17 protein-coding genes and 3 pseudogenes are annotated in these 20,529 nt (G+C 47.2%); 14 read left to right on the top strand and 6 right to left on the bottom strand.

Going from position 1 to position 20,529, the window contains the following annotated elements:
- Positions 1 to 38 precede the first annotated feature (38 nt).
- The 3 genes from KH703_RS01640 (at position 39) to KH703_RS01630 (ending at position 2,794) form a co-directional block, all read left to right on the top strand.
- Entirely contained in the window at positions 39 to 1,583 is a 1,545-nt protein-coding gene (locus KH703_RS01640; RefSeq protein WP_304293561.1) for a flavocytochrome c, read from the top strand.
- A 148-nt stretch (positions 1,584 to 1,731) separates the two neighbouring features.
- Positions 1,732 to 2,493, top strand: coding sequence for an EFR1 family ferrodoxin (locus KH703_RS01635; RefSeq protein ID WP_304293559.1), 762 nt, complete (start codon positions 1,732 to 1,734; stop codon positions 2,491 to 2,493).
- A 142-nt stretch (positions 2,494 to 2,635) separates the two neighbouring features.
- Complete coding sequence (locus KH703_RS01630; RefSeq protein WP_304293557.1) at positions 2,636 to 2,794, top strand: hypothetical protein; 159 nt, start codon at positions 2,636 to 2,638, stop codon at positions 2,792 to 2,794.
- 559 nt (positions 2,795 to 3,353) lie between these two features.
- On the opposite strand, the gene KH703_RS01625 is transcribed toward KH703_RS01630, so the two are convergent.
- The 4 genes from KH703_RS01625 to KH703_RS01610 all read right to left on the bottom strand — a co-directional run bounded on the left by KH703_RS01625 (position 3,354) and on the right by KH703_RS01610 (position 6,998).
- Positions 3,354 to 5,075 carry a HAMP domain-containing sensor histidine kinase gene (locus KH703_RS01625; protein WP_304293555.1) on the bottom strand — a complete coding sequence of 574 codons (1,722 nt, stop codon included), beginning with the start codon at positions 5,073 to 5,075 and terminating at the stop codon, positions 3,354 to 3,356.
- Positions 5,059 to 5,721 carry a response regulator transcription factor gene (locus tag KH703_RS01620; protein ID WP_304293553.1) on the bottom strand — a complete coding sequence of 221 codons (663 nt, stop codon included), beginning with the start codon at positions 5,719 to 5,721 and terminating at the stop codon, positions 5,059 to 5,061. The genes KH703_RS01625 and KH703_RS01620 overlap by 17 nt, the downstream gene beginning before the upstream one ends.
- Positions 5,722 to 5,869: 148 nt before the next feature.
- Positions 5,870 to 6,481, bottom strand: coding sequence for a hypothetical protein (locus KH703_RS01615; protein ID WP_304293551.1), 612 nt, complete (start codon positions 6,479 to 6,481; stop codon positions 5,870 to 5,872).
- A 13-nt stretch (positions 6,482 to 6,494) separates the two neighbouring features.
- Positions 6,495 to 6,998, bottom strand: a complete 504-nt coding sequence (locus tag KH703_RS01610) for a PepSY domain-containing protein (protein WP_304293549.1) — start codon at positions 6,996 to 6,998, stop codon at positions 6,495 to 6,497.
- A gap of 207 nt (positions 6,999 to 7,205) precedes the next feature.
- Here KH703_RS01610 and KH703_RS01605 point away from each other — a divergent pair, with 207 nt between their 5' ends.
- The gene (locus KH703_RS01605; protein WP_304293547.1) at positions 7,206 to 8,834 is read left to right on the top strand and encodes a phosphoethanolamine transferase; all 1,629 of its coding nucleotides are present in this window, start codon (positions 7,206 to 7,208) and stop codon (positions 8,832 to 8,834) included.
- Between the two features lie 195 nt (positions 8,835 to 9,029).
- Here the strand turns inward: KH703_RS01605 and KH703_RS01600 are convergent, their stop codons facing one another.
- Complete coding sequence (locus KH703_RS01600) at positions 9,030 to 9,188, bottom strand: hypothetical protein (RefSeq protein WP_304293545.1); 159 nt, start codon at positions 9,186 to 9,188, stop codon at positions 9,030 to 9,032.
- Positions 9,185 to 9,934 (bottom strand): LysR family transcriptional regulator, encoded by a 750-nt coding sequence (locus KH703_RS01595; RefSeq protein WP_304293543.1) that lies wholly within the window; start codon positions 9,932 to 9,934, stop codon positions 9,185 to 9,187. Before KH703_RS01595 ends, KH703_RS01600 begins: the two co-directional genes overlap by 4 nt.
- Positions 9,935 to 10,079: 145 nt before the next feature.
- Here KH703_RS01595 and sdhA point away from each other — a divergent pair.
- The 10 genes and pseudogenes from sdhA (at position 10,080) to KH703_RS01545 (ending at position 20,522) form a co-directional block, all read left to right on the top strand.
- A pseudogene (gene sdhA, locus KH703_RS01590) lies at positions 10,080 to 11,934 on the top strand (8-methylmenaquinol:fumarate reductase flavoprotein subunit).
- A gap of 40 nt (positions 11,935 to 11,974) precedes the next feature.
- The gene (gene sdhB, locus KH703_RS01585; RefSeq protein WP_304293540.1) at positions 11,975 to 12,949 is read left to right on the top strand and encodes an 8-methylmenaquinol:fumarate reductase iron-sulfur subunit; all 975 of its coding nucleotides are present in this window, start codon (positions 11,975 to 11,977) and stop codon (positions 12,947 to 12,949) included.
- A gap of 10 nt (positions 12,950 to 12,959) precedes the next feature.
- Positions 12,960 to 13,816 (top strand): annotated as a pseudogene (gene sdhE, locus KH703_RS01580) (8-methylmenaquinol:fumarate reductase membrane anchor subunit).
- A 387-nt stretch (positions 13,817 to 14,203) separates the two neighbouring features.
- Positions 14,204 to 15,349, top strand: a complete 1,146-nt coding sequence (locus tag KH703_RS01575) for a hydrogenase small subunit (protein ID WP_304293538.1) — start codon at positions 14,204 to 14,206, stop codon at positions 15,347 to 15,349.
- Positions 15,350 to 15,351: 2 nt separating this feature from the next.
- Positions 15,352 to 17,073 (top strand): nickel-dependent hydrogenase large subunit, encoded by a 1,722-nt coding sequence (locus KH703_RS01570; protein WP_304293536.1) that lies wholly within the window; start codon positions 15,352 to 15,354, stop codon positions 17,071 to 17,073.
- A 3-nt stretch (positions 17,074 to 17,076) separates the two neighbouring features.
- The gene (cybH, locus tag KH703_RS01565; RefSeq protein WP_304293534.1) at positions 17,077 to 17,751 is read left to right on the top strand and encodes a Ni/Fe-hydrogenase, b-type cytochrome subunit; all 675 of its coding nucleotides are present in this window, start codon (positions 17,077 to 17,079) and stop codon (positions 17,749 to 17,751) included.
- Positions 17,748 to 17,843 (top strand): annotated as a pseudogene (locus KH703_RS01560) (hydrogenase expression/formation protein); the annotation flags it as partial. The gene cybH and the pseudogene KH703_RS01560, both read left to right, overlap by 4 nt.
- Positions 17,844 to 17,870: 27 nt before the next feature.
- On the top strand, positions 17,871 to 18,626 hold the full coding sequence (locus tag KH703_RS01555; RefSeq protein ID WP_369692718.1) for a hydrogenase maturation protease: 756 nt from the start codon (positions 17,871 to 17,873) through the stop codon (positions 18,624 to 18,626).
- Positions 18,610 to 20,247: a hypothetical protein gene (locus KH703_RS01550; RefSeq protein ID WP_304293532.1), complete on the top strand. Its 1,638-nt coding sequence runs from the start codon at positions 18,610 to 18,612 to the stop codon at positions 20,245 to 20,247. The genes KH703_RS01555 and KH703_RS01550 overlap by 17 nt, the downstream gene beginning before the upstream one ends.
- An 11-nt stretch (positions 20,248 to 20,258) precedes the next feature.
- A complete protein-coding gene (locus KH703_RS01545) occupies positions 20,259 to 20,522 on the top strand; it encodes a hypothetical protein (protein ID WP_304293530.1) in 264 nt (87 codons plus the stop codon).
- Positions 20,523 to 20,529 lie beyond the last annotated feature (7 nt).

The following is a 20,529-nucleotide window of genomic DNA, read 5'->3' as shown; positions in this document are numbered from 1 at the left end:
GTGTATAATCTATAAAATTTCAACGCAAGGAGCAAAAAATGCAAGAAATTTCAAGACGAAATTTTATGAAAATCGGCGCGGCGGGAGCTCTGGCTTTGGCTGCAAGCAGTGCTAGTGCAACGCAAAACGCTAAGGACGTAAAATTTGACGAAGAATATGACGTTGTTGTTATCGGTAGCGGTTTTGCAGGCTCGATGGCGACACTTCAGGCTCTTAAGCGCGGCAAAAAAGTGCTTATGATCGAAAAGATGGGCCGTGCGGGCGGCAATTCCGTCATTAACGCCGGCAATATGGCGGTGCCTAATAACGAATTCCAAAAAGCCGCGGGTATCACGGATAGTAAGGAGGCTTTCATCGCAGATTGCCTAAAAGACGGGCTAAATTTAAATCACGTAGATTTGCTAGGCGTCATCTACGACCGCGCAGGCGATGCTTTTGAATACCTAAAAAGCATCGGAGTGGAGTTTTCGGGCAAGGTGATATCTGCCAGTGGACACTCGCTAAAGCGCGCCGTACAGGCCAAAAATGCTAGCGGCTCGGGCTACATCCAGCCGATGCATAAGGCAATCGAGGAAAATGCAAATGCTGTAATTAAGAAGCGTACTAAATTTGATGATTTTGTCGTGGACGACAGCGGTCGCGTCGTAGGCGTAAAGTGTCGCGAAGAATATAAGTTCGATCCGCAGCTTGCTAGCGACGATAGGGAAAACAAAAGTGGCGAAGTAAAATTTTTTAAAGCCAAAGATGGCGTCGTTCTGGCTGCGGGTGGATACAGCTCGGATAAGTGGTTTCGCGCGCAGCAGGTGCCGTATCTAAAAGACAATATCGAAACCGTAAGCCAACCAGGCGCTACCGCAGGTGCGCTTATTGCGGCGATGAAGCTAGGTGCGAATCCTTTGCAACTCAGCTGGATTCAACTAAATCCTTATACCAATCCTAGCGAGAAGGGATTTGGTACTTCTGCGCTATTTTCAAATCACTGTGCTAACGACTATGGTCTAACCGTCGATCCAAAGACGGGCAAACGCTTTATGAACGAGCACGCTGGGCGCAAGATCAAAACCGAAGCGATCTTTAAATGCATGGCGGAGAGCGAAAATAACGACAACTACCCCGTAAATATCTGCGATCAAGCCGCAGTTGATGCAAATAATCCGGTCTATACGTCAAAAGGCGTAGAAGCAGGCTCAATCAAAAAATTTAATACTTTGGAAGAGCTTGCGAAATTTTATAAAATTCCGCTGGAGCCGTTTTTAAAAACCATCGCGGATTTTAACGGCTATGTCAAAGCAGGAAGTGACCCGGAGTTTGGCAAGCCTTTGACAAAAGCCGACGTAGGCGGTATCGACGTATCAAAAGCTCCATTTTATGCGTGCCAAACAAGCCCGAAAATTCTTTACTGTATGGGTGGCGTGCAGATCAATACCAAAGCCCAGGTTATCGACGCAGCTAGCGGTGAGCCGATTGCAGGGCTATACGCGGCGGGCGAAATCACCGGTGGCGTTCACGGCGCAAGTAGGCTCGGTACTATGAGCATGGCTGATTGTATGGTTTTTGGCATGGTGGCGGCAGAAAATATCTGAATTGATTTTGCTTTTTTAGGGCGCGACGGCATATTTAAATTTCGCCGTCACGTCTAAATTTTAAAATTTTATGCAAAAAAAGCGTAAAATTCTATTCGTTCGGTAAGGGTTAAATTTCACCGAAATTTGCATAGTTTGGGAGACGGGCATGATAGCGATCTATTTTAGCGCTACGGGCAACACGAAGCATTGCGCAGATAAGCTCATCGCTCATCTTGGCGGCGTCTGCGTCTCGATCGAGAGCGAGGCCTGCGGCGAGCTTTTAAAGCACCACAACGACGTCATTTTGGCATATCCTATCTATTTTAGCGACCTGCCGCGTATCGTGCGCGACTTCCTCTACCGAAACGGCGCGAGCTTTAGCGGTAAAAATGTATTCATCCTCGCTACGATGGAGATTTTCAGCGGCGACGGGGCAGGGTGCGCGGCTAGAATTTTAAAACAATTCGGCGCAAACATAACGGGCGGCGCTCATATCAAAATGCCCGCGTTCATCCTCGACGTGGCGATTTTTGGCTACTCGCAAGCGAAAAACGAGCGCATAATCAAAGAGGCGGACGCTAAAGTCAGACGCGTTGCGGAGGCGCTTAGTGCAAATCGTCCGCCGCAAGAGGGGCTGAGCGCGCTTTGTCGTATCGCAGGGTTTTTAGGACAGCGACTTTGGATGAAAATTTGGGATAAAGGCCCCTTTGCCAAGCGCAAACCGAGCCTTGATCCATCGCGATGCAGCGGCTGCGGGGCCTGCGTCAAACCCTGCCCGATGCAAAACATAAAGCTCGCTTGCAAAAAGGCGCAATTCGGCGATGATTGCACGCTTTGCTACAGGTGCGTAAATATATGTAAGCGCAAAGCGATTACGATCCTAGGCAGGGCTAAAAATTTAGAAAAGTCCATCCCTGCGGACTTATGAGGACGAGCTCATACCTCGCAAGTTCGCAATCAAATGCGTAAAAACGGGCGAGGAAATTTTACTTTTTGACAGCACTGCGCACGGCTAAAGCGCGACGTTTCGCGACAAGCTCGATGCAGAAAAAGTAGCCCGTCGCTATATAGTGAAATTTAATCTACCGCCGCGCAAGACCCGCGTAAAATTTGGCTACAGCACCCGCTACGGATACGAGACAGACGAGCGTGGTAGAGTCATACTGATAAACGACTGGACTGCCTCATGGGGCGAGGTAAGGCAAACGGCTTTGATTATATCGCCGTAAGCTACAAGAGAGAGGTGGGCAAAAAGACAAAATTTCGCTTATGTAGGCGGTCTTAAATCTCAGTCCGTCTTTTTTGCTCCGTATTTAAATTTTACTTGGTCGCTAGATACTCCTAAATTTAAATTCTCTAGAGCCGAATGTGGCGTCTTAGAATTTTAGCAAAGGTTTATTCTGTAATACTGCGCCGTGAAATTTCAGCGAAGGCTTATTTTGCCGTATACCTCAAAATTCTTAAATTACCCGCGCCGGCCCACTTAAGCTCTAAAGCGCTTGCCTTATCACTTCGCCCAAGGGCAAAATGCCGCGCCTTGCCTTATTAATTCGCCACGGAATTTCGCGGTAAAACTAAATTTTAAAATTTGGCCCATTTAAATTTAAAAGCGCACGACTATCACAAAAATCATCCGATATTATTGGTGACGCCGGCCTAATTTTAAAATTACACCATCGCCCCTATATACTGTGCTATAGCCGTTAAATTTTAAGCAACGATAGGCGATAAAATTTTAAGAATTTCGCCGCCCAGCATTTCTTTACGCCGCCAAGCCCACAAAACTGCCTAAACCTTCTTAAACTCCACGCTAAATTTGCTTCCGCGTCCTACTTCACTACGTAGTGAAATTTGCGCGCCATGGATCTTTGCGATTTGTGAGGCGATGGCTAGTCCGAGTCCCGCGCCACTATTTTGCTCGCGATTTCTGGAGCGCTCGATTTGATAGAGCTTGTCCCAAATTTTATTTTGCAAAGCGGGCTCGATGCCCTCTCCGTCGTCGCTTATGCTAAGTTCGCACGCGTCTGCACTGACGCAAAGCTCTAAAGCGACGCTACTGCGCGTAAATTTTAAAGCATTGCTTAAAAGATTGTTAATCAGCCTGGTCAAAAGCAGCTCATCGCCGTTTACGCGCACTTCCTCGGCTATCTGCGAGCTAAAACTTAGCCCTTTTTGTGCGCACAAAAGTTGAAAGTCTTGCGCGCACTCGCTTGCGATTTTACTTAAGCTTACGGGCGCCAAACACACGCCGCGCTGCAAGCGAGCAAGCTCTAAAATTTGCTCTATTAGCGCCGAAATTTTACGCGCTTGATTGTTTATGACGGCGAAACTCTCCCTCGCCTCGCTCGCGTCTTGTTCGTAGGCTAGGGCGTAGTCGCTTTGAGCCAGTATGACGGCAGTGGGCGTACGCAGCTCATGCGAAAGGTCGGCGCTTAGCTGCCGCTCGCGCTCAAACGCGCTTTGCAGCGATGCTAGCATTTCATTAAACGTAGCCGCGAGCGCGCTTAGCTCATCCTTACCTCGCGGTAGTTCTATTCGTCGCGTAAAATCGCCGCTAGCTCCGATCTCGCTAGCTGTACGCGACATAGTGCGCACGGGCTTAAACGCTCTTTTTATGATTGCGTAGCCGCCGTAGATGATGAGCGCCACAAATAGCGGCGATAGGATAAGAGCGATCAGCATCACGCGCTTCATCGCAAGCTCAAACTCGCTAACAGCGATGACGCCGCGTATCCATGCACTGCGCCCTTTGATCTGCGCGTCGTAATAGAAAAACTCATCGTCGTCAAGCTCCACCTCGCGCGCGCCTTGAGGAGAGAGCGGCATCGCAGGCTCGAAGCCTTTAGGCACAAATCCTGCGATTACGCCGCCTTGTCCGTCATGTTCGTAGAAAAATACACCGTCATCAAAGCTTTTAAATTTTCCCTCGCGCGCGGCTTTTTGCACTAGACGGGCAAGCTTTTTTTGGCTGACGGAGTTTCCTGATACTTCGTCTAAAATATAGCCGCAAATGCCGATAATAGCGCCTGCAAGCACCAAAATAAATACGCTGTAATAAAGCGTCACGCGCAGGCTGATAGGTAGCGCGCGTGAGCTAAAATTTTCTTTAGCAGTTGAGAATGCAAGGACTAAGGCTTGAGTTAAATTTCTTATCGCGATTTTAGACGCGAAATTTTGTCCTTGACTTTGCGCGAGGACGCTATTAGAATTTTGCGCTAGATCAGGCGTTGCGCTTGTAGCAGAAAAATTTGGCGCAGAATTTGATGCCAGATTTTGCGTGGAATTCCGTTTAAAATTTGACGCCTGGCTTTGAGTAGAATTTAGCGTCTGGTTTAACTCGATATTTTGCGTGGGATTTTTCTTGCGGCTTTTCTTTAAACACGCAAAATTATGCGCAAAATTCTGTTTAAAATTTCGCACGAATTTTAATATGAAAAGCGCCGTAGCGGCAAAAACCTGCTTCGCAATCGCCGAAATTTTAATCCAAATCTTGCTATCTTGCCACGACATAGCCAAGCCCTCGCTTCGTTTCTATTATATCGCCGTGCTCGCCTAGCTTTTTGCGGATATTTTTGATTAAAACATCGATAACATTTGAGCTTGCTTCGTCGCTAAAATCCCAAATGCTCTCGCCGATTTGTTCGCGGCTTAAAATCGCACCGCGATTTAGCATCAAAAGCTCTAAAATTCTATATTCCTTACCCGTTAGCTCCACTACCTCACCCGCGCATACGACCGATTTTTTACTTAGATTTAGGCGCACTTGCCCTATGATAATTTCGTTATCCGCAGTAGCGTTTTTACGCCTGATAATTGCGCGAAGCCGCGCCAAAAGCTCACGAAAATCAAAGGGCTTAACCATATAATCGTCTGCGCCCAGATCAAGTCCTGCGACGATATCTTCTTTGGCGTCCCGCGCAGTTAAAAATAAAACCGGCGTGCCCAGTCCGAGCGCCCGCGTCGCCTTTAAAAACTCAAAGCCGTCCATCACGGGCATCATCGCATCAAGCACGATAGCGTCATATTTCGCGACATCCAAAAACTCTAGTGCTTCCTTGCCGCAAAAGGCGCAATCTACGCTGTAGCCGTCCTTTTTCAGACATTTTGCGATGATTTGATTTAGATCTTTTTCATCCTCGACAAGTAAAATTTTCAAAGCGTTCCTTTAAAATTTTGCTAATTCTAATCCGCCATTTTAGCCAAAAACGCATAAATTTCGCGGTGCTTTGGATGTGTAAACCCGCTCGCTTTATGCACCGATAAATTTCAGTAGCATTGGAGCCGCGCTAATTCGCAGACGCCTTTTACCTAGCTCTAATCTCGCTTGCCTTTTTATCCGCTACGCTTCCTAACCGCCCTAAAAAATTTAGCGCGCCTGCTGTGATATTTAGCGCAAAAAGCCCAAATCCTACGCAGCCAAGCTTAAAATTTTGCTTAGCGATTTCGCGTTTGCAGCGGCTGCAAAGCACTGGCTTGCAAGAATTACAAACCTCCGCGCAGCTTGCTGCGCTGGCAGAATCTCGCGCGCTTGCTAAATTGCTTGTATCTGAAAAATTTTGCATATCGGCGAAATTTTGCTCGCTAGCGGAATTTTGCGAACTCGATAAGCCTTGCGTATGCGAAGAATTCCGCTCGTCCTTATAATCTTTCGCTTCCGCAAAATTCTTTTGATTTTCGCAACATTCCATGCTGGAAAAATCTTTATAATTTTGCTCGCAGGACGCAAGATTCTGCCCACTTGTTTCGCTCGCTAAATTTGCCGAAAAATCTTGCGTATTTTCATCTAAATTTTTAGCCGCGCCTACATTTTGGGTACCATAGTCAGCGTTTTCGTTTAAGCTGAAATCTCTAGTGTCCAAAGCCTCACTAGTTTGGGTGGAGTTATCTGCTCCACCCTTTAAGCTTTGATTTTTCATCTCGCACCTTCGCTTATTTTTGACGCTGCGAGATCTGTTCGCCCGTAGCAGCGTCGATTAGTACCTCTTTTTTGCTCATGTCTTGGCGTAGTTTGACTTCGTATGCAGGCCTACCGCCGTTACTTTCTAAATCAACCTCGCGAAAATCCCAGCCGGCATTTGCGCTAAGTGCTTTGGCGCGAGCGTCTGCGGCACTGATTTTGACCTGCGAATAATCAATTTTACTAGGCTTTAGCTTCTTTTGCGTTTGAGTCTTTAAAATTTCGCCGCTTTGAGCGTCGATTTTGATCTCGCTTTCGCTACTTTCTTTATACGACTCGATCTCATAGACGAGCCTTCCGTGCTCATCGTCGATTTCTACGCTTTTTATAGTCGCGTCACCAAAGTTTTGTTGCGCGATCCCTATCGCTTGATCGAATGAAACTTTAGCATCCTTTTCGCTAAAACTTCCTGCGTTTAATGCCCCCGCAAGGGCGAATGTAGCGGCGAGCGCGCCTAAAACTTTAAGATTTTTCATCTTTAATCCTTTTAATTTTATTTCCAAATTTTATTTTGGATGGCGCAATTTTAAAATTCCAAGATGAAGCTAAGATGAATACGCGCGGAATTTTAAAATTTCACAAAAATTTTGCTGCGATTTGCGAGATACGAAGTGCGGAATTTCCGAGCATTTACCAAAACGCCGTAAAATTTCAACTTGAAATTTTATCTCAAGGAACGCTTTGTGCCTAGCTTTTTTAAAAATCCGTCGCAGCAGAAGCTTATTTTTCTAAGCTCGCTTGCTTTTGTGGTGTTTTTTAACTTCTCGTTTTTCAAAAATATCATAAATGCCTACGGAATCTCGGGGCTAAATTTTATCTATTTTGTCTGCGACGTGGCGGCTTTGATCGCTTTTTTGACGCTATTTTTTACGATTTTTAGCTCGCGTTATACGACCAAGCCGATTTTGATGATCTGCTTTTTTATTTCGTCGTTTACGGCGTATTTCATGGATAGCTATAACGTCGTAATCGATTCGGAGATGATCCGTAACGCAGCCCAGACGAATTTTGCCGAGTCCGCGGATCTTTTCAGTCTGCGACTGGTGATTTACGTGCTGGTGCTGGGCGTCTTACCCTGCGTGCTGATTGCTCGCGCACGCGTTAGCTACCGCCCGCTTAAATTTGAAATTTTAGCTAAGCTCAAAACAGCGGGCATTTGCATAATAATCATTGCGGCGCTGCTTTTTGGATTTAGCAAATACTACGCGTCGTTTTTCAGAGAGCATAAAATTTTACGCAGCTACGCAAATCCCGGATATTGGATCTACAGCGGCGTTAAATTTGCCGCAAAATCTAAAAAGCAGGGCTCGCAGCCTCTGATGCAAATCGCTACGGACGCGCATATCGATTGCAATTCTACAAGCCCAAAAAAGCTCGTCGTCGTAGTCGTGGGCGAAGCGGCGAGAGCGGATAGGTTTTCGCTAAACGGCTACGAGCGGGATACTAATCCGCTACTAGCCAAAGAGCAGGGTGTCGTAAGCCTAAGCAATACCCATTCTTGCGGCACTTCGACGGCGCAAAGCGTGCCGTGCATGTTTTCGCTGCTAAATCGCGATGAATTTAGCGTCGAAAAGGCCGCAGAGGAGCAAAACGTATTGGACATACTAAGCCGCGCTGATGACATGGCGATTTTATGGCGCGATAACAATTCCGATTCCAAAGGTGTGGCGCTGCGCGTGAAATATCAGGATTTTAAAATTCCGCAAAATAATCCGATCTGCGATGTGGAGTGCAGGGATGAGGGGATGCTTGCAGGGCTTGATAAATTTGTCGCCGAAAACGCGGGCAAAGACGTATTAATCGTGCTACATCAGATGGGCAATCACGGGCCTGCGTATTTCAAACGCTATAAGAAAGAATTTGAAAAATTTAGCCCCGTTTGCCGCGATAACGAGCTTGAAAACTGCTCGCAGCAAGAAATTTCAAATGCCTACGATAACGCGATTTTATACACGGATCATTTTTTAAGCAAGGTTATAGAATTTTTAAAGCCGTATTCTAAGACGCACGAAACGGCGATGATCTATATGAGCGATCACGGCGAGAGTCTCGGCGAGGGCGGCGTTTATCTGCACGGCATGCCCTATCTTTTCGCTCCAGAGGCGCAAAAACATATCGGCGCTATTGTTTGGCTAGGTGAGGGAAAAATGCGCGAAAGATACGATCTAGGCGCGCTTAAATCGCATAAGGACGACGCTTTTTCGCACGATAATCTTTTCCACACGCTGCTTGGAATTTTTGAAGTAGATACTAAGGTGTATAACAAGGATTTGGATATTTTAAATGGAGTGAAAAATAGAATTTCGCACTAAATTTCGTCATAAATTGTGAGTGAAATTTTAGCAGCAAAAATTCTATTGGCAAAATTCTAATTTAAGCTTAGTTTGAAATTTTATTTAAACTTGAGCAAAATCTGCTCTAAAATTTTTTATGCAAAAGCTAATGCAGAGGCAAAGTGCTACAAAATCTCAATCTCTCATTTATCGTTGCGAGCTATGATATGAATTTTAAATTTCATTAGAAATTTTACGTGCAGTTTTGATAAATGCCTGCGCTAGATGGTTTAGCCGTTTGCCTTTTTTGTAGGTGATTATCAGCGTTTTATCGAGCTCAAGCGCGCCTACATCAAAGAGCTTTATCCTGCTTGCCTTATCTTCTTTTATCATCTGCGGTATGCTAAAGCAGGCTCCTGCGCCGCTTGCGACGATAGCATTGGCGATATCAAAGGTCTCTGTGCGGCATAGCACTTTCGGCGCAAGGCCTGCGGCGGCAAAAATGCATCTATCTGCTCGGCGCTCCTTAGGCTTTGATTAGGCAGGATGAATCTTTCCTCTTTTAAGCGCGAAATGTCAATTTTGGGAACAGATTCGTTTTTAAACTCAAGCGAGAGCGGATGGGTGGAACTTAGAGCGACATAGGTTTTTTGTGTTAGAATTTTGACCCCATCAAGCCCTCTCATATCGATGGGCAGTATCAGCATACCGACATCAAGATCACCCTGAAGTAGCATTTCACGAATGCTAAGCGCAGAAGAAAATTGTGTAATTTGCAAATCAGAATCCTTAAATTTCTTGCAAAACATCGGCAGTAGCGACGGCAGTAGATTATAGCCGTTTTGCGAAAAGCCGATGCGAATTTTATTGTTTTTTATACCGCTTATTTCAGAAATATCGCTTTTTAGGTCGTTTATGGCGTCAAAAATGACTTTGGCTTTACTAGCGTAAATTTTTCCTGCGCGCGTAAGCGAAATGGGATTACTCGTGCGGTTAAAAAGCTGCGTTCCAAGCTCGCGCTCCAGCGATAAAATGCTCTGCGATAGCGACGGTTGCGGGATTTTAAGTGCTTCAGCAGCTTTAGTAAAGCTGCAGAATTCTGCTACTTTTAATACTAGCTCCATGCGATGCAAATTCATTTAGCCCCTCCAATTGATAATTTAATTCTTATGAAATGATACACTAAATAATATTTGACTTATGTTAAAAATGAAACTAAATAAAACTACGCTTTTAGTTTAGAACCTTAAACTTAAGCTAAGAATTTCTCAAATGGAGAGGAAAATGAGTGAATCAAATTTCAACAGACGCGATTTCTTAAAATCCGCCTGTATCGGCGTCGGCGCGCTTAGTCTTAGCGGCTGCGGCGATGAGATAAGACGCGATGCAGGCGGCGAGCCTATTAAAAATTTCGGCAACGAAAACGGGCTTCCTAGCATCGATGTACTTATCATCGGCTCGGGAGGCGCGGGTTTGCGTGCAGCCGTGGCGGTGCGCAAGAAACATCCGAACTTGGGCGTCGTGGTCGTAAACAAAGGCATGCCTTCGCGCAACGCCACCTGTATGGCAGAAGGCGGTATCAACGGCGTTATAGATTTCGAGCATGGCGATAGCCACAAGCTTCACGCTTACGATACCGTAAAGGGAAGCGACTTTTTGGGCGATCAAGATGTCATTGCTAAATTTGTCGAAAAAGCTACCGAGGCGATCCATGAGTTGGATTACGCCGGCATGCCGTTTTCGAGAAAAGACGGCGGCGATGTAGCGGCAAGATTTGCGGGCGGAGCGAAATTTGAACGCTGTAATTACGCCGCGGATAAGACGGGGCATGCGATGATGCATGCTTGTTTAGATGAAGCGATCAGCGGCGGAGTAAAATTTCTTTTAGATCACTATCTGCTAGATCTTAGCACCGACGGCGATACTTGCTAGGGCGTCGTGCTTTTAAATATCCGCACGGGCGATGTAGTGCCGATTTTAGCTAAGGCGGTCGTGCTTGCTAGCGGCGGATATACGAGACTATTTTTTAACCGCACCTCCACGCCATTTAATGCTACCGGCGACGGTATCGCGGCAGCACTTCGCGCCGGGCTTGCATTTAAAGATCCTGAAATGCTTCAATTCCATCCTACGGGAGTTCGCAACGGCGGCGCGCTCATTACAGAGGCTGCACGCGGTCTTGGCGGCAAGCTTATCAACAACAAAGGCGAGCGCTTTATGAGTAGATACTCCAAAAAGATGGAGCTTGCGCCGCGCGATATAGTTTCGCGCTCGATAGAGACAGAAATTCGCGAAGGACGCGGTTTTGGTGAGGGTATGGGATCATACGTACTTTTAGACGTAACTCACTTAGGCGAGGAGAAGATTATGAGCGGACTACCGCAGATCCGCCACGTGGCTATGCTTTTTGAAAATATGGATTTGGTAAAAGAGCCTGTTAAAATTCGTCCGACTGCGCATTATTCGATGGGCGGCATAGATGTGGTTAAATTTGACGATATGAGCACTGAGATGCCGGGGCTTTACGCCGCAGGTGAAACTTCATGCGCATCGATCCACGGTGCGAATCGCTTGGGCGGGAATTCTTTGACCGACGCCGCCGTTACCGGTAAGCTGGCAGGCGAGGGGGCGGGAGATTACGCGGCTTCTCGCGCAGCTTTCGGCTCAGGCAAAAGAGCGAGCGAGCTCGCGCAAAAATGGCAGGTCATGATAAAGGAGATCGTTAGCGGTAGCGGCGAACCGAACAAGCTCTACTCTTTAAGAGAGGAGTTCGGTAGACAAAACTGGGACAATATGGGCATCTTAGAACCGGCAAAAAATTGGAAGCACTAAACGAGACGCTAAAGCAGATCCAAGCTCGTCACGCCGAGATGAAAATAGCAAATCCAAATTTAGCCTTCAATACGGCTTTGATCGATTATTTGGAGCTTGGAAATTTAATCCTTTTGGCTCGTTACGCTTGCGCCGGCGCCCTAAATCGCAAAGAGAGCCGCGGCGCTCACACTCGCGAAGACTATCCGAAACGAGATGACGTAAATTTCTTAAAGCATACGCTAGTAAGACTAAATGGCGATGAGCCTACTATCACTATAAGGATGTCGTTATTACGGAATTTCCAGTAGAGGAGAGGAAATACTAATGCAAAGTGCAGTTAAAAATTTTGACGGAAGGAAACCTCAATGAAATTTATCATAGACCGCTTCGACGGAAGCAAAAATTATAAGCAAGCCTACGAGTTAAGTTTGGAGCAGATCAAAGGAAAGACCCTGCTTGGAGTTTTGCAATTTATTAAGCAAAATTTAGACATCACTTTAAATTTTACCGCAGCGTGCCGTATGGCGATATGCAGAGCCTGTGCCGTGAGGGTAAACGGGCACTCATATCTTGCCTGCGATACCAAGATGGAGGCTTTGCTTGCGGAGTATGAAAACCCGGATAGCTTTACGATCTCTCCGCTAAATAATTTCCGAGTGATTTCGGATCTAGTGGTGGACTGGGAGCCTAGTATCGAGAATTTAAGAAAGATCAAACCGACCATTACGCCTAAGAAAGAATTTAGCGCCGATAAGGGCTGTAAGCAAAGTCCGGAGCAGATGGAGCGCGTCAAAAAGCAGTGGGATTGCATACTTTGCGGCTGCTGCGCTAGCGAATGCAATAAGCTTGGAGCCGATGCGAGCGATTATATGCAGCCTTTTGTTTTTACGCATGCTAACCGCGCTGCGTTTGATTCAAGAAGCAGGGACGCTATGCCTCATCTAAAGCCTGCGGTGCTAAACGGATTATGGCTATGCGTGCACTGCCAAGAGTGCGCCGATCGCTGCCCTAAAGATATAAGCGCTCAAAGCGATATCACCGCACTTCGCGCCCTAGCGATGAAAAAGGGCTTAACCGCAGGAAGCGGTCCGGGACATGCCGAGGCGTTCCTACTAGATATCGTAGAGGGAAGCGGAAGGCTAAACGAGATCAAGCTTGCTTTAAGAAGCGAAGGCGTATTTGCAAATATGGGCAAGATGAACGTAGCGGCAAATTTAATGGCTGCGGGCAAGATGAATCCTTTGCACGTATTCGGAGGCGAGGAGATCGAGGGACATGCGCAGCTCGTTAAGATGATAGAGGCCGCACGCAAGGCTCAAGCTAGCGGCGAGATAGAATAAGGAGGAGAGGATGAATAACGAATTTGCATTTTTCCCGGGTTGCGTTTTAAGTCAAGCCGCAAAGGAATCTAAAATTTCACTTGAAGCGATCGCTCTGGTGCTGGGTATTAAACTTCACGAGATAAAAGGCTGGAGCTGTTGCGGGGCTAGCCAAGCTCAATGCGTCGATCCTATGGCAAGCTTGGTAGCCAATGCCAGAAACATCGCGCTAGCCGAGGGTATGAATATGCCTCTGCTAACTACCTGCTCCACCTGTATGCTAACTCTAACCAAGGCTAAACTTACTTTAGATAAGGGTGCTAAAAGCTATATCAATACCTTTTTAAAAGAGGGCGGTATGCAGTATCAGGGAAGCACCGAGATAACGAGTCTGCTTTGGGTGCTATATCAAAGCTTAGATACATTAAAAGCTAAAGTCATAAGACCGCTAACAAATTTAAAAGTAGCGCTATTTTACGGCTGTCACTCATTAAGACCGGAGCGCGAGCTTAAGAAAGAAAGCTCGACCAATCCGAAAAGCTTTGAAGCGGTAGTTAGCGCACTTGGTGCTCAGATAGTGCCTTTTGAAAAACGCCTTGATTGCTGCGGCTTTCACGCTAGCTATCCAGCGGTAAAATCGGTATCTAAAATGTCAAGCGAGATCGTAAATGACGCTACCGAGCATGGAGCGGACGTCGTAGTTACTCCTTGTCCGCTATGTCAGATGCAGCTAGATATCTATCAGGAGCGATACCAAGAAGCGATGAACTCCAAGGCAAGAAAGCCGATCATCCACCTATCTCAGCTGGTAGGCCTTGCACTTGGGCTAAGTAACGAGCAGCTCGGGTAAACATCAATATCCAAGATGCAACGAGATTGGTAAGCTGATCTTTGGAAATTTTCTAAAATTTAACGGATGATTTTGCAAAAATATTTCGCTGCGGCGCACAAACAGTGCGCCTGCTAGTATCACACAAAATCATCCAACCTACACCTGCTTTATCCTAAAATACTTTTAGCCGCTATAAAATTCTTGATAAAATTTCACTGCTTCGTAAATTTTAACGCTTCATAAAATTTAATGCTTTCTCCGTCGTAATTTAAAGTTTCGCCCGCCGCGCTAAATTTTAATCCGCCTTTTATTTTTAAATTTAAAACCTGCTAGACGATGAATAAATATAAAATTTTAATTAAATCTAACGAAATTTAAGGTGCATGAATTCTAAATTTTGATAGAATGTCATTTAAAAATATCCTAAATTTCAGGAGGACATTATGGTTGATTTGGCTCAAATTTCGGCTAGACTTGATGCCGTTGAGCGTTTGCCGCGAATAAAAGCGGATGAAAGCATACAAGAAAGGCTTAAGAACAAAGGTTTTTCGCGTCGCGATTTTATGAAATGGAGTGGAGCGATGACTGCAATGCTTGGGCTTCCGGCCGCATTTGCACCGAGCGTGGCGCGAGCTGCGGAACTTGCGGATCGCCTGCCGGTGATCTGGCTTCATATGGCGGAGTGCACGGGCTGTAGCGAGAGCTTGCTGCGCACCGAGACGCCTAGCATCGACAGCCTAATATTCGACTACATCAGCCTCGAATACCACGAGACGATAATGGCTGCCGCAGGCTGGCAAGCCGAGGAAAATTTAGAGAGCGCGATCGAAAAATACAAGGGGCGCTATATCTTAATGGTCGAAGGCGGAATTCCAAGCGGCGAGAATGAATTTTTCCTAACCGTGGGTCCTGAGGGCAAAAGCGGAGCTCAGCACTGCAAGCACGCGGCCGAAGGCGCTGCGGCAATATTTGCGATCGGCACCTGTTCGAGCTTCGGCGGTATCCAAGCCGCAGCTCCGAATCCGACCGGCTCCGTAGGTTTGGACAAAATCATAAACAAACCCGTTATTAACGTCCCGGGCTGCCCGCCTAGCGAAAAAAACATCGTCGGCAACGTGCTAAATTTTATCCTTTTCGGCACGCTTCCGAGCCTAGATGTTTATAACCGACCGAAATGGGCTTACGGGCTGCGAATACATGATCTATGCGAGCGCCGCGGACATTTTGATGCGGGCGAGTTTGTAGAAAGCTTCGGCGATGCGGGCGCGAAGGACGGATACTGCCTTTATAAAGTAGGCTGCAAGGGTCCTTATACATTCAATAACTGCTCGCGCGAGCGTTTCAACTCCCATACTAGCTGGCCGGTACAAGCGGGTCACGGCTGCATAGGCTGCTCGGAGCCTGATTTTTGGGATCATATGGGACCTTTTGAGGAGCCTTTGGCGGATCGCCTTTACGAAAGCGTTTTTGGCGGGCTCGGCGCTGATGCTACCGCAGATAAGATAGGTGTCGGAATTTTAGCGATCACGGGTGTCGCGGTAGCGGCACACGCCGCGATTGCGTCATTTAAGAAAGATAAAGGGGAATAATCATGTCGCAAAGAATCGTAATAGATCCGATAACCAGAATAGAGGGACATTTAAGAATAGAGGTCGTAGTAGACGACGAAAACGTCGTACGTGAAGCCTATAGTAGCTCCACTTTATGGCGCGGGCTTGAGACCATAGTAAAAAATAGAGATCCGCGCGACGCGGGATTTTTTATGCAAAGAATTTGCGGCGTCTGCACCTTCTCGCACTACAAAGCGGGCATCGTCGCGGTAGAAAACGCCCTCGGTATCACTCCGCCGCTAAATGCCTTGCTAACGCGCACGCTGATGGCTAACGCGCTGTTTTTGCACGATCATCCGGTACATTTTTATCAACTCCACGGACTTGATTTCGTAGATGTAGTAAGCGCACTTAGCGCCGATCCTAAAAAAGCAAGCGAGGAGGCGTTTAAATACTGCGACACCCCTTATGCGTGCGGCGCGGATAAACTAAAAGAGGTACAAGATCGCGTAGGCGCTTTCGTTAAAAAGGGCGCCTTGGGGCCTTTTGCCAATGCCTACTTTGGTCATCCTACATATAAGCTTAGCCCGGAGCAAAATTTAATCGCTCTTTCGCACTATCTTGAGTGTTTGCGCATTCAGCGCACGGCGGCTCAGATGATGGCGATATTCGGTGCGAAGCAGCCTCATCCGCAAAGCCTTACCGTAGGCGGCGTCACCTGCGTAATGGATATCCTAAGTCCTGCGAGACTGGGCGAATATATGTCTAAATTTAAAGAGGTCGCAGACTTTGTAAATCGCGCCTACTATCCTGATCTCGTAATGGCTGCGAAGGCTTACGGCAACGAGCCTAGCGTGCTAAACGATATCGGCGTGGCAAATTTATGGACTCATCAAGAATTTCAGCTTTCAAAGAACGAATGGCTATTTCAAAGCGGCATGATCCTTGACGGCGATATTAGTAAGGTTTTAGAGCTCGATGAGAACAAGATTACTGAGGAGGCAACGCATGCGTGGTATAAAAACGATGCGCCGCTTCATCCTTACGACGGCGAACAGGAGCCGAATTATACGGGTCTTCAGGACGGACAGAGCATCGACGCGCACGGCAAAGAAGCGCATACGAGGGTGCTCGATACCCAGGGCAAATACACCTGGATCAAGGCTCCGCGCTACGACGGCAAACCGCTTCAAGTAGGACCTCTTGCAAATATCATAGTAAATTACGCTAAGAAAAATGAGCGCGTAGTAAAGGTCGTGGATCAATTCCTAAAAGACGCCGGCTTGCCGCTTGAGGCGGTATTTTCGACGCTTGGACGAACGGCGTGTCGTATGATCGAGGCTAAAGTCGTAGCCGACAACGGACTGATTGCGCTAGAAAATTTGATCGCAAACATCAAAAGCGGCGATACCGAGACATGCGCAAAATACGTAATCGATAACTCCAAAGAGTACAAAGGTCGCTATATCGGTCACGTGCCACGCGGCGCACTTAGCCACTGGTGCAGGATCGAAAAGGGTGTCATCAAAAACTGGCAGGCGGTCGTGCCGTCTACTTGGAACGCCACGCCAAAGGACAAAGACGGCGCTATGGGCGCTTATGAATCCTGCTTGATCGGACTTAAGCTTGCCGATCTTTCTAAACCGCTAGAGATCATCCGCCGCATCCATTCATTCGATCCTTGCATAGCCTGCGCCGTGCACGTGATGGACGCTAAAGGGGCGGAGCTTGGCTGCTATAGGGTAGATCCCAGCAAAGGATAAACGATGAAAAAAAGATTTGCGGAATACGAGTTCTCAATCGGTCTTAGGCTCACGCACTGGCTGCGTGCGCTTTGCATTACGATTTTGGTGATCACCGGATATTATATCGCCTTTGTTTTCACCGCGCCCGAGGTGAGTCCCGAGCCGGTGCTTTTTATGCAGGCTAAATATAGATTCGTGCATCTGATCTTCGGCTTTGCGATGATCGGCGCGGCTATTTTTAAGACCTATCTTTTCTTCTTCGATAAAAAGAGCAGAAAAGAGCTTTTAAGCATCAAGGATTTTTTTAGCCCGCGCGTCTGGATAGCTCAGATCAAATACTATATCTTTTTGGGCGAGCACCCGCATCTTCGCGGCGTTTATAACCCGCTACAGTTCATCTCCTATCTGGGCTTTTATCTAGTATTGTTCGTAATTTGCCTAACAGGTATGATATTATACGTGCACGTCTATCACGAAGGGCTCGGCGGCGCGCTATACGGTCTCTTGCGCCCGCTGGAAGCGGCGATGGGCGGTCTAAGCGAAGTGCGAATGATACATCATCTTTGCATGAATATCATCATAATCTTCGTGCCGATCCACGTCTATATGGCGGTCTTTAACGCCGTCAAGGGCAGGGACGGCGCGATGGATGCGATCGTAAGCGGCTATAAATTTAAAAAGGAAGAGCACGCTTGAGGGTGCTGGTACTGGGTATCGGCAACGTCATCTATGCGGACGAGGGCATAGGCGTACACTTCGTCCGCGCGCTCGCGCAGAACTATAAATTTTATCCTAAAGCCGCCGCACGAAATTCTATGGCGGGCGAGGATTTCGCGGCGCAGAATTTCATGCAAAATTCCGCCCAAGTCTCTGCGATACAAAATTCTACCTCGCAAAATTCCATAGAGCGCAACTCCTTGCAAAATTTTGCGGATGAGAATTTTATCTTTAAGCAAAATTTCGCAGCAGTAAATTTAAACCGAAATTCTACTTCAGAAAATTCCGCCGAGCAGAATTCCGCTTCAAATTCTACTTCGCAAAATTCCGTAATAAATTCCGCAGCGCAAAGCTCTATTAATGCGGATCTTATTGCCGAAAATCCCGCCGCGCCGCGCCAGAGCGCTGATCAGATCTGCTTTATCGACGGCGGGACGCTGGCTAGCTTTTTGATGCCTACGATGGCGGAATTTGATGAAATTTTGCTCGTAGATTGCATAGACGCGGAGGGTGCAAAGGGCGGCGAGGTGTATTTTTTCGACTACGACGCGATGCCTAAGCAGATCAGCTGGAGCGGCTCGGCGCACGAGGTCGAAATGCTTCAAACCCTGCAGATGATGGATCTTTGCGGCGATCTGCCTCACGTTAAAATTCTAGCTGTCGTGCCGCGGCGCATCGAGGAGGCGAGCTTTAAGCTAAGCTCCGTGATATTAGAGTCCTCAAAAACCATGGAAAAAACGGCGCTTAAGTACCTATCGGATCTTGGCTTCGCGCATGAAAAAATCGCTGATCTCAGCGCCCAAGATATAGCGGATCGATTTGCAAAAAAGGGGCGAGATGATAGTAGCATATGAGTTTAACTACCTTAATGAAAACGCGCTGATAGCGCACTTCTTACTGTTTTATGCTCGCAAAAGCGCACTTGAGTTTTGCCTAAAAAAAGAGGCGAGTTTAATAAGCCTTTTCGTGCGCGGCGGTGAGGATGAAATTTTAAAATTTAGCGACGAGGCGATGCCGCTGATTCCAAACTCCATATTTTTGGCAAAATCCTCCGTGCGCGTGGTGGACGAGGGCGGCGCCGAAGCGAAAGCGCTGAAATTTAACGGCATGTTTGAAGATGCCTCCTCGGGCGATTTAAGCAAATTCTTAGAGGATGAAATTTCAAACGCCCATAACGCGGCTAAATTTAATAACTTTACTCCGCGAGTGATGAAGGAATACCTTGCTCGCGCCGAGCCGTCTCAAAACGAATTCGGAATAATAAGCGGCGCTAGCGTGCTTCATGAGGGAAAATTTGAAGCGGTAAGTAGGGAGAATTTTGCTTGCTTACTGGAGTTTTGCCGCATAAACTTATTTCATGCTCAGCAGGTGCAGATCGAGCGCGGCGGCGCAACTTTCACGCTCAAGGCGGACGTGGATTTTAGCGCCGATTTTTTGATAGCCGCGGGAGTGGGCGCGCTGGATGGGATTTTTGTGAGCGACGAAAAGAGCAAAATTGCGCTCGCAGCCTTCGAAAAGCCGCTCATAAGCCTAAAAACCAATGCGATCTTTAGAAAAAATCACGAGGACGCGCCTAGATTTTTTGACGTAAAGCTTGCGGGTGACATATTCGTGTTTGCGCTGGTGCGCGCTTTGGCAAGCGACGGGATCTATTTTTTAAGCGCAAAATGCGAAAACACGGCGCAAAAAGATAAAATTTTTAAAGTCGCGCCGCTACAAAACGGCTTTTTGATCGTGCAAAACGAGGATTTTTTAAGTGGCAGCGCAAGCTCTTATCTGAAAAACTCAAACGACAAAAACTCCGCTCTTTTTGCGCTTATGTGCCGCGAGAAGGGGGTTTTGAACGACTCCAAAAAACGCGTTTTGCGCTGCTTTTTGGGCGCGGGCGTGGACGACGAGATTGCAGTTTATGGCGAAAGCTCTAAAAAAATTCTGCTTAAATTTAATCTGCCGCGCAGTTTTGACGAGCTTAAGGCTCAAATTTGCGCGGATGAGACGGGCGCGAAGCTGTTTGAAAATTTCAGCGCCAAATTTAACGTAAACGCCGCAAAAATCGATGAAATTTTAAAAAGCGCAAACGCGGGATTTCACGGTATTTTTAGCGTCGCCGCGCAGCTTATCTGGGGGCGCGATGCGGCGTTTTTGATGGCGGCTGCGGAGGATTTTGCGGGCGGCAAAGGGGTGCGACTCGATTTTTGCACCGATGAGCGTGGCTGCGTGCAAGCGGATAAAATTTTGCGCTCGGCGATGAGCTATGCGCTCGCAGGCGCCAATGAAAAGCTATTTGCGTTCGGATTTTTCGATAGTTTGGGCTATTTTTTAAGCGATCTGGCGGATGAGCGCAAAGAGGACTTTGACGTTTTGATCTTCGGCGGAGCGATGTTTAGCGGGCGCAAATTTGCGGATTTGATGCTTAGGCTTTGCAAAAATTTTGACGCGAGCTTTAGCGACAGCTTTGCGCTTCAAGCTCGCTAGATCGGGTGTATATGCTAATTTTCGGCAAGGTTTTAAAACCTTGTCTGCAAAACAGCGAGTTGCGCTGGCATTGCGGTGCCGATAGTCGCGTCATGCGGGCTAAGCTTGGAGCAAACGAGACCTCGCGAAATTTCAAAAAAGCGGCAAAGGGCGCGGGCGTGAAGGATCAAATTTTATTAAATTTAGAACATATTTCGAGGCGCTCGGTACGTTTTGTCCACCTGCTGCGAGCGCAACTTGCTCGCAAAACAGCTACTACGGCGCACAATTTATGAAAGCACG

It is taken from the genome of Campylobacter gracilis (assembly GCF_018374135.1).
GTDB lineage: Bacteria > Campylobacterota > Campylobacteria > Campylobacterales > Campylobacteraceae > Campylobacter_B > Campylobacter_B gracilis_A.
Note: the sequence above shows the minus strand (reverse complement) of the source record. Positions and strands in the feature narration are given on the sequence as shown.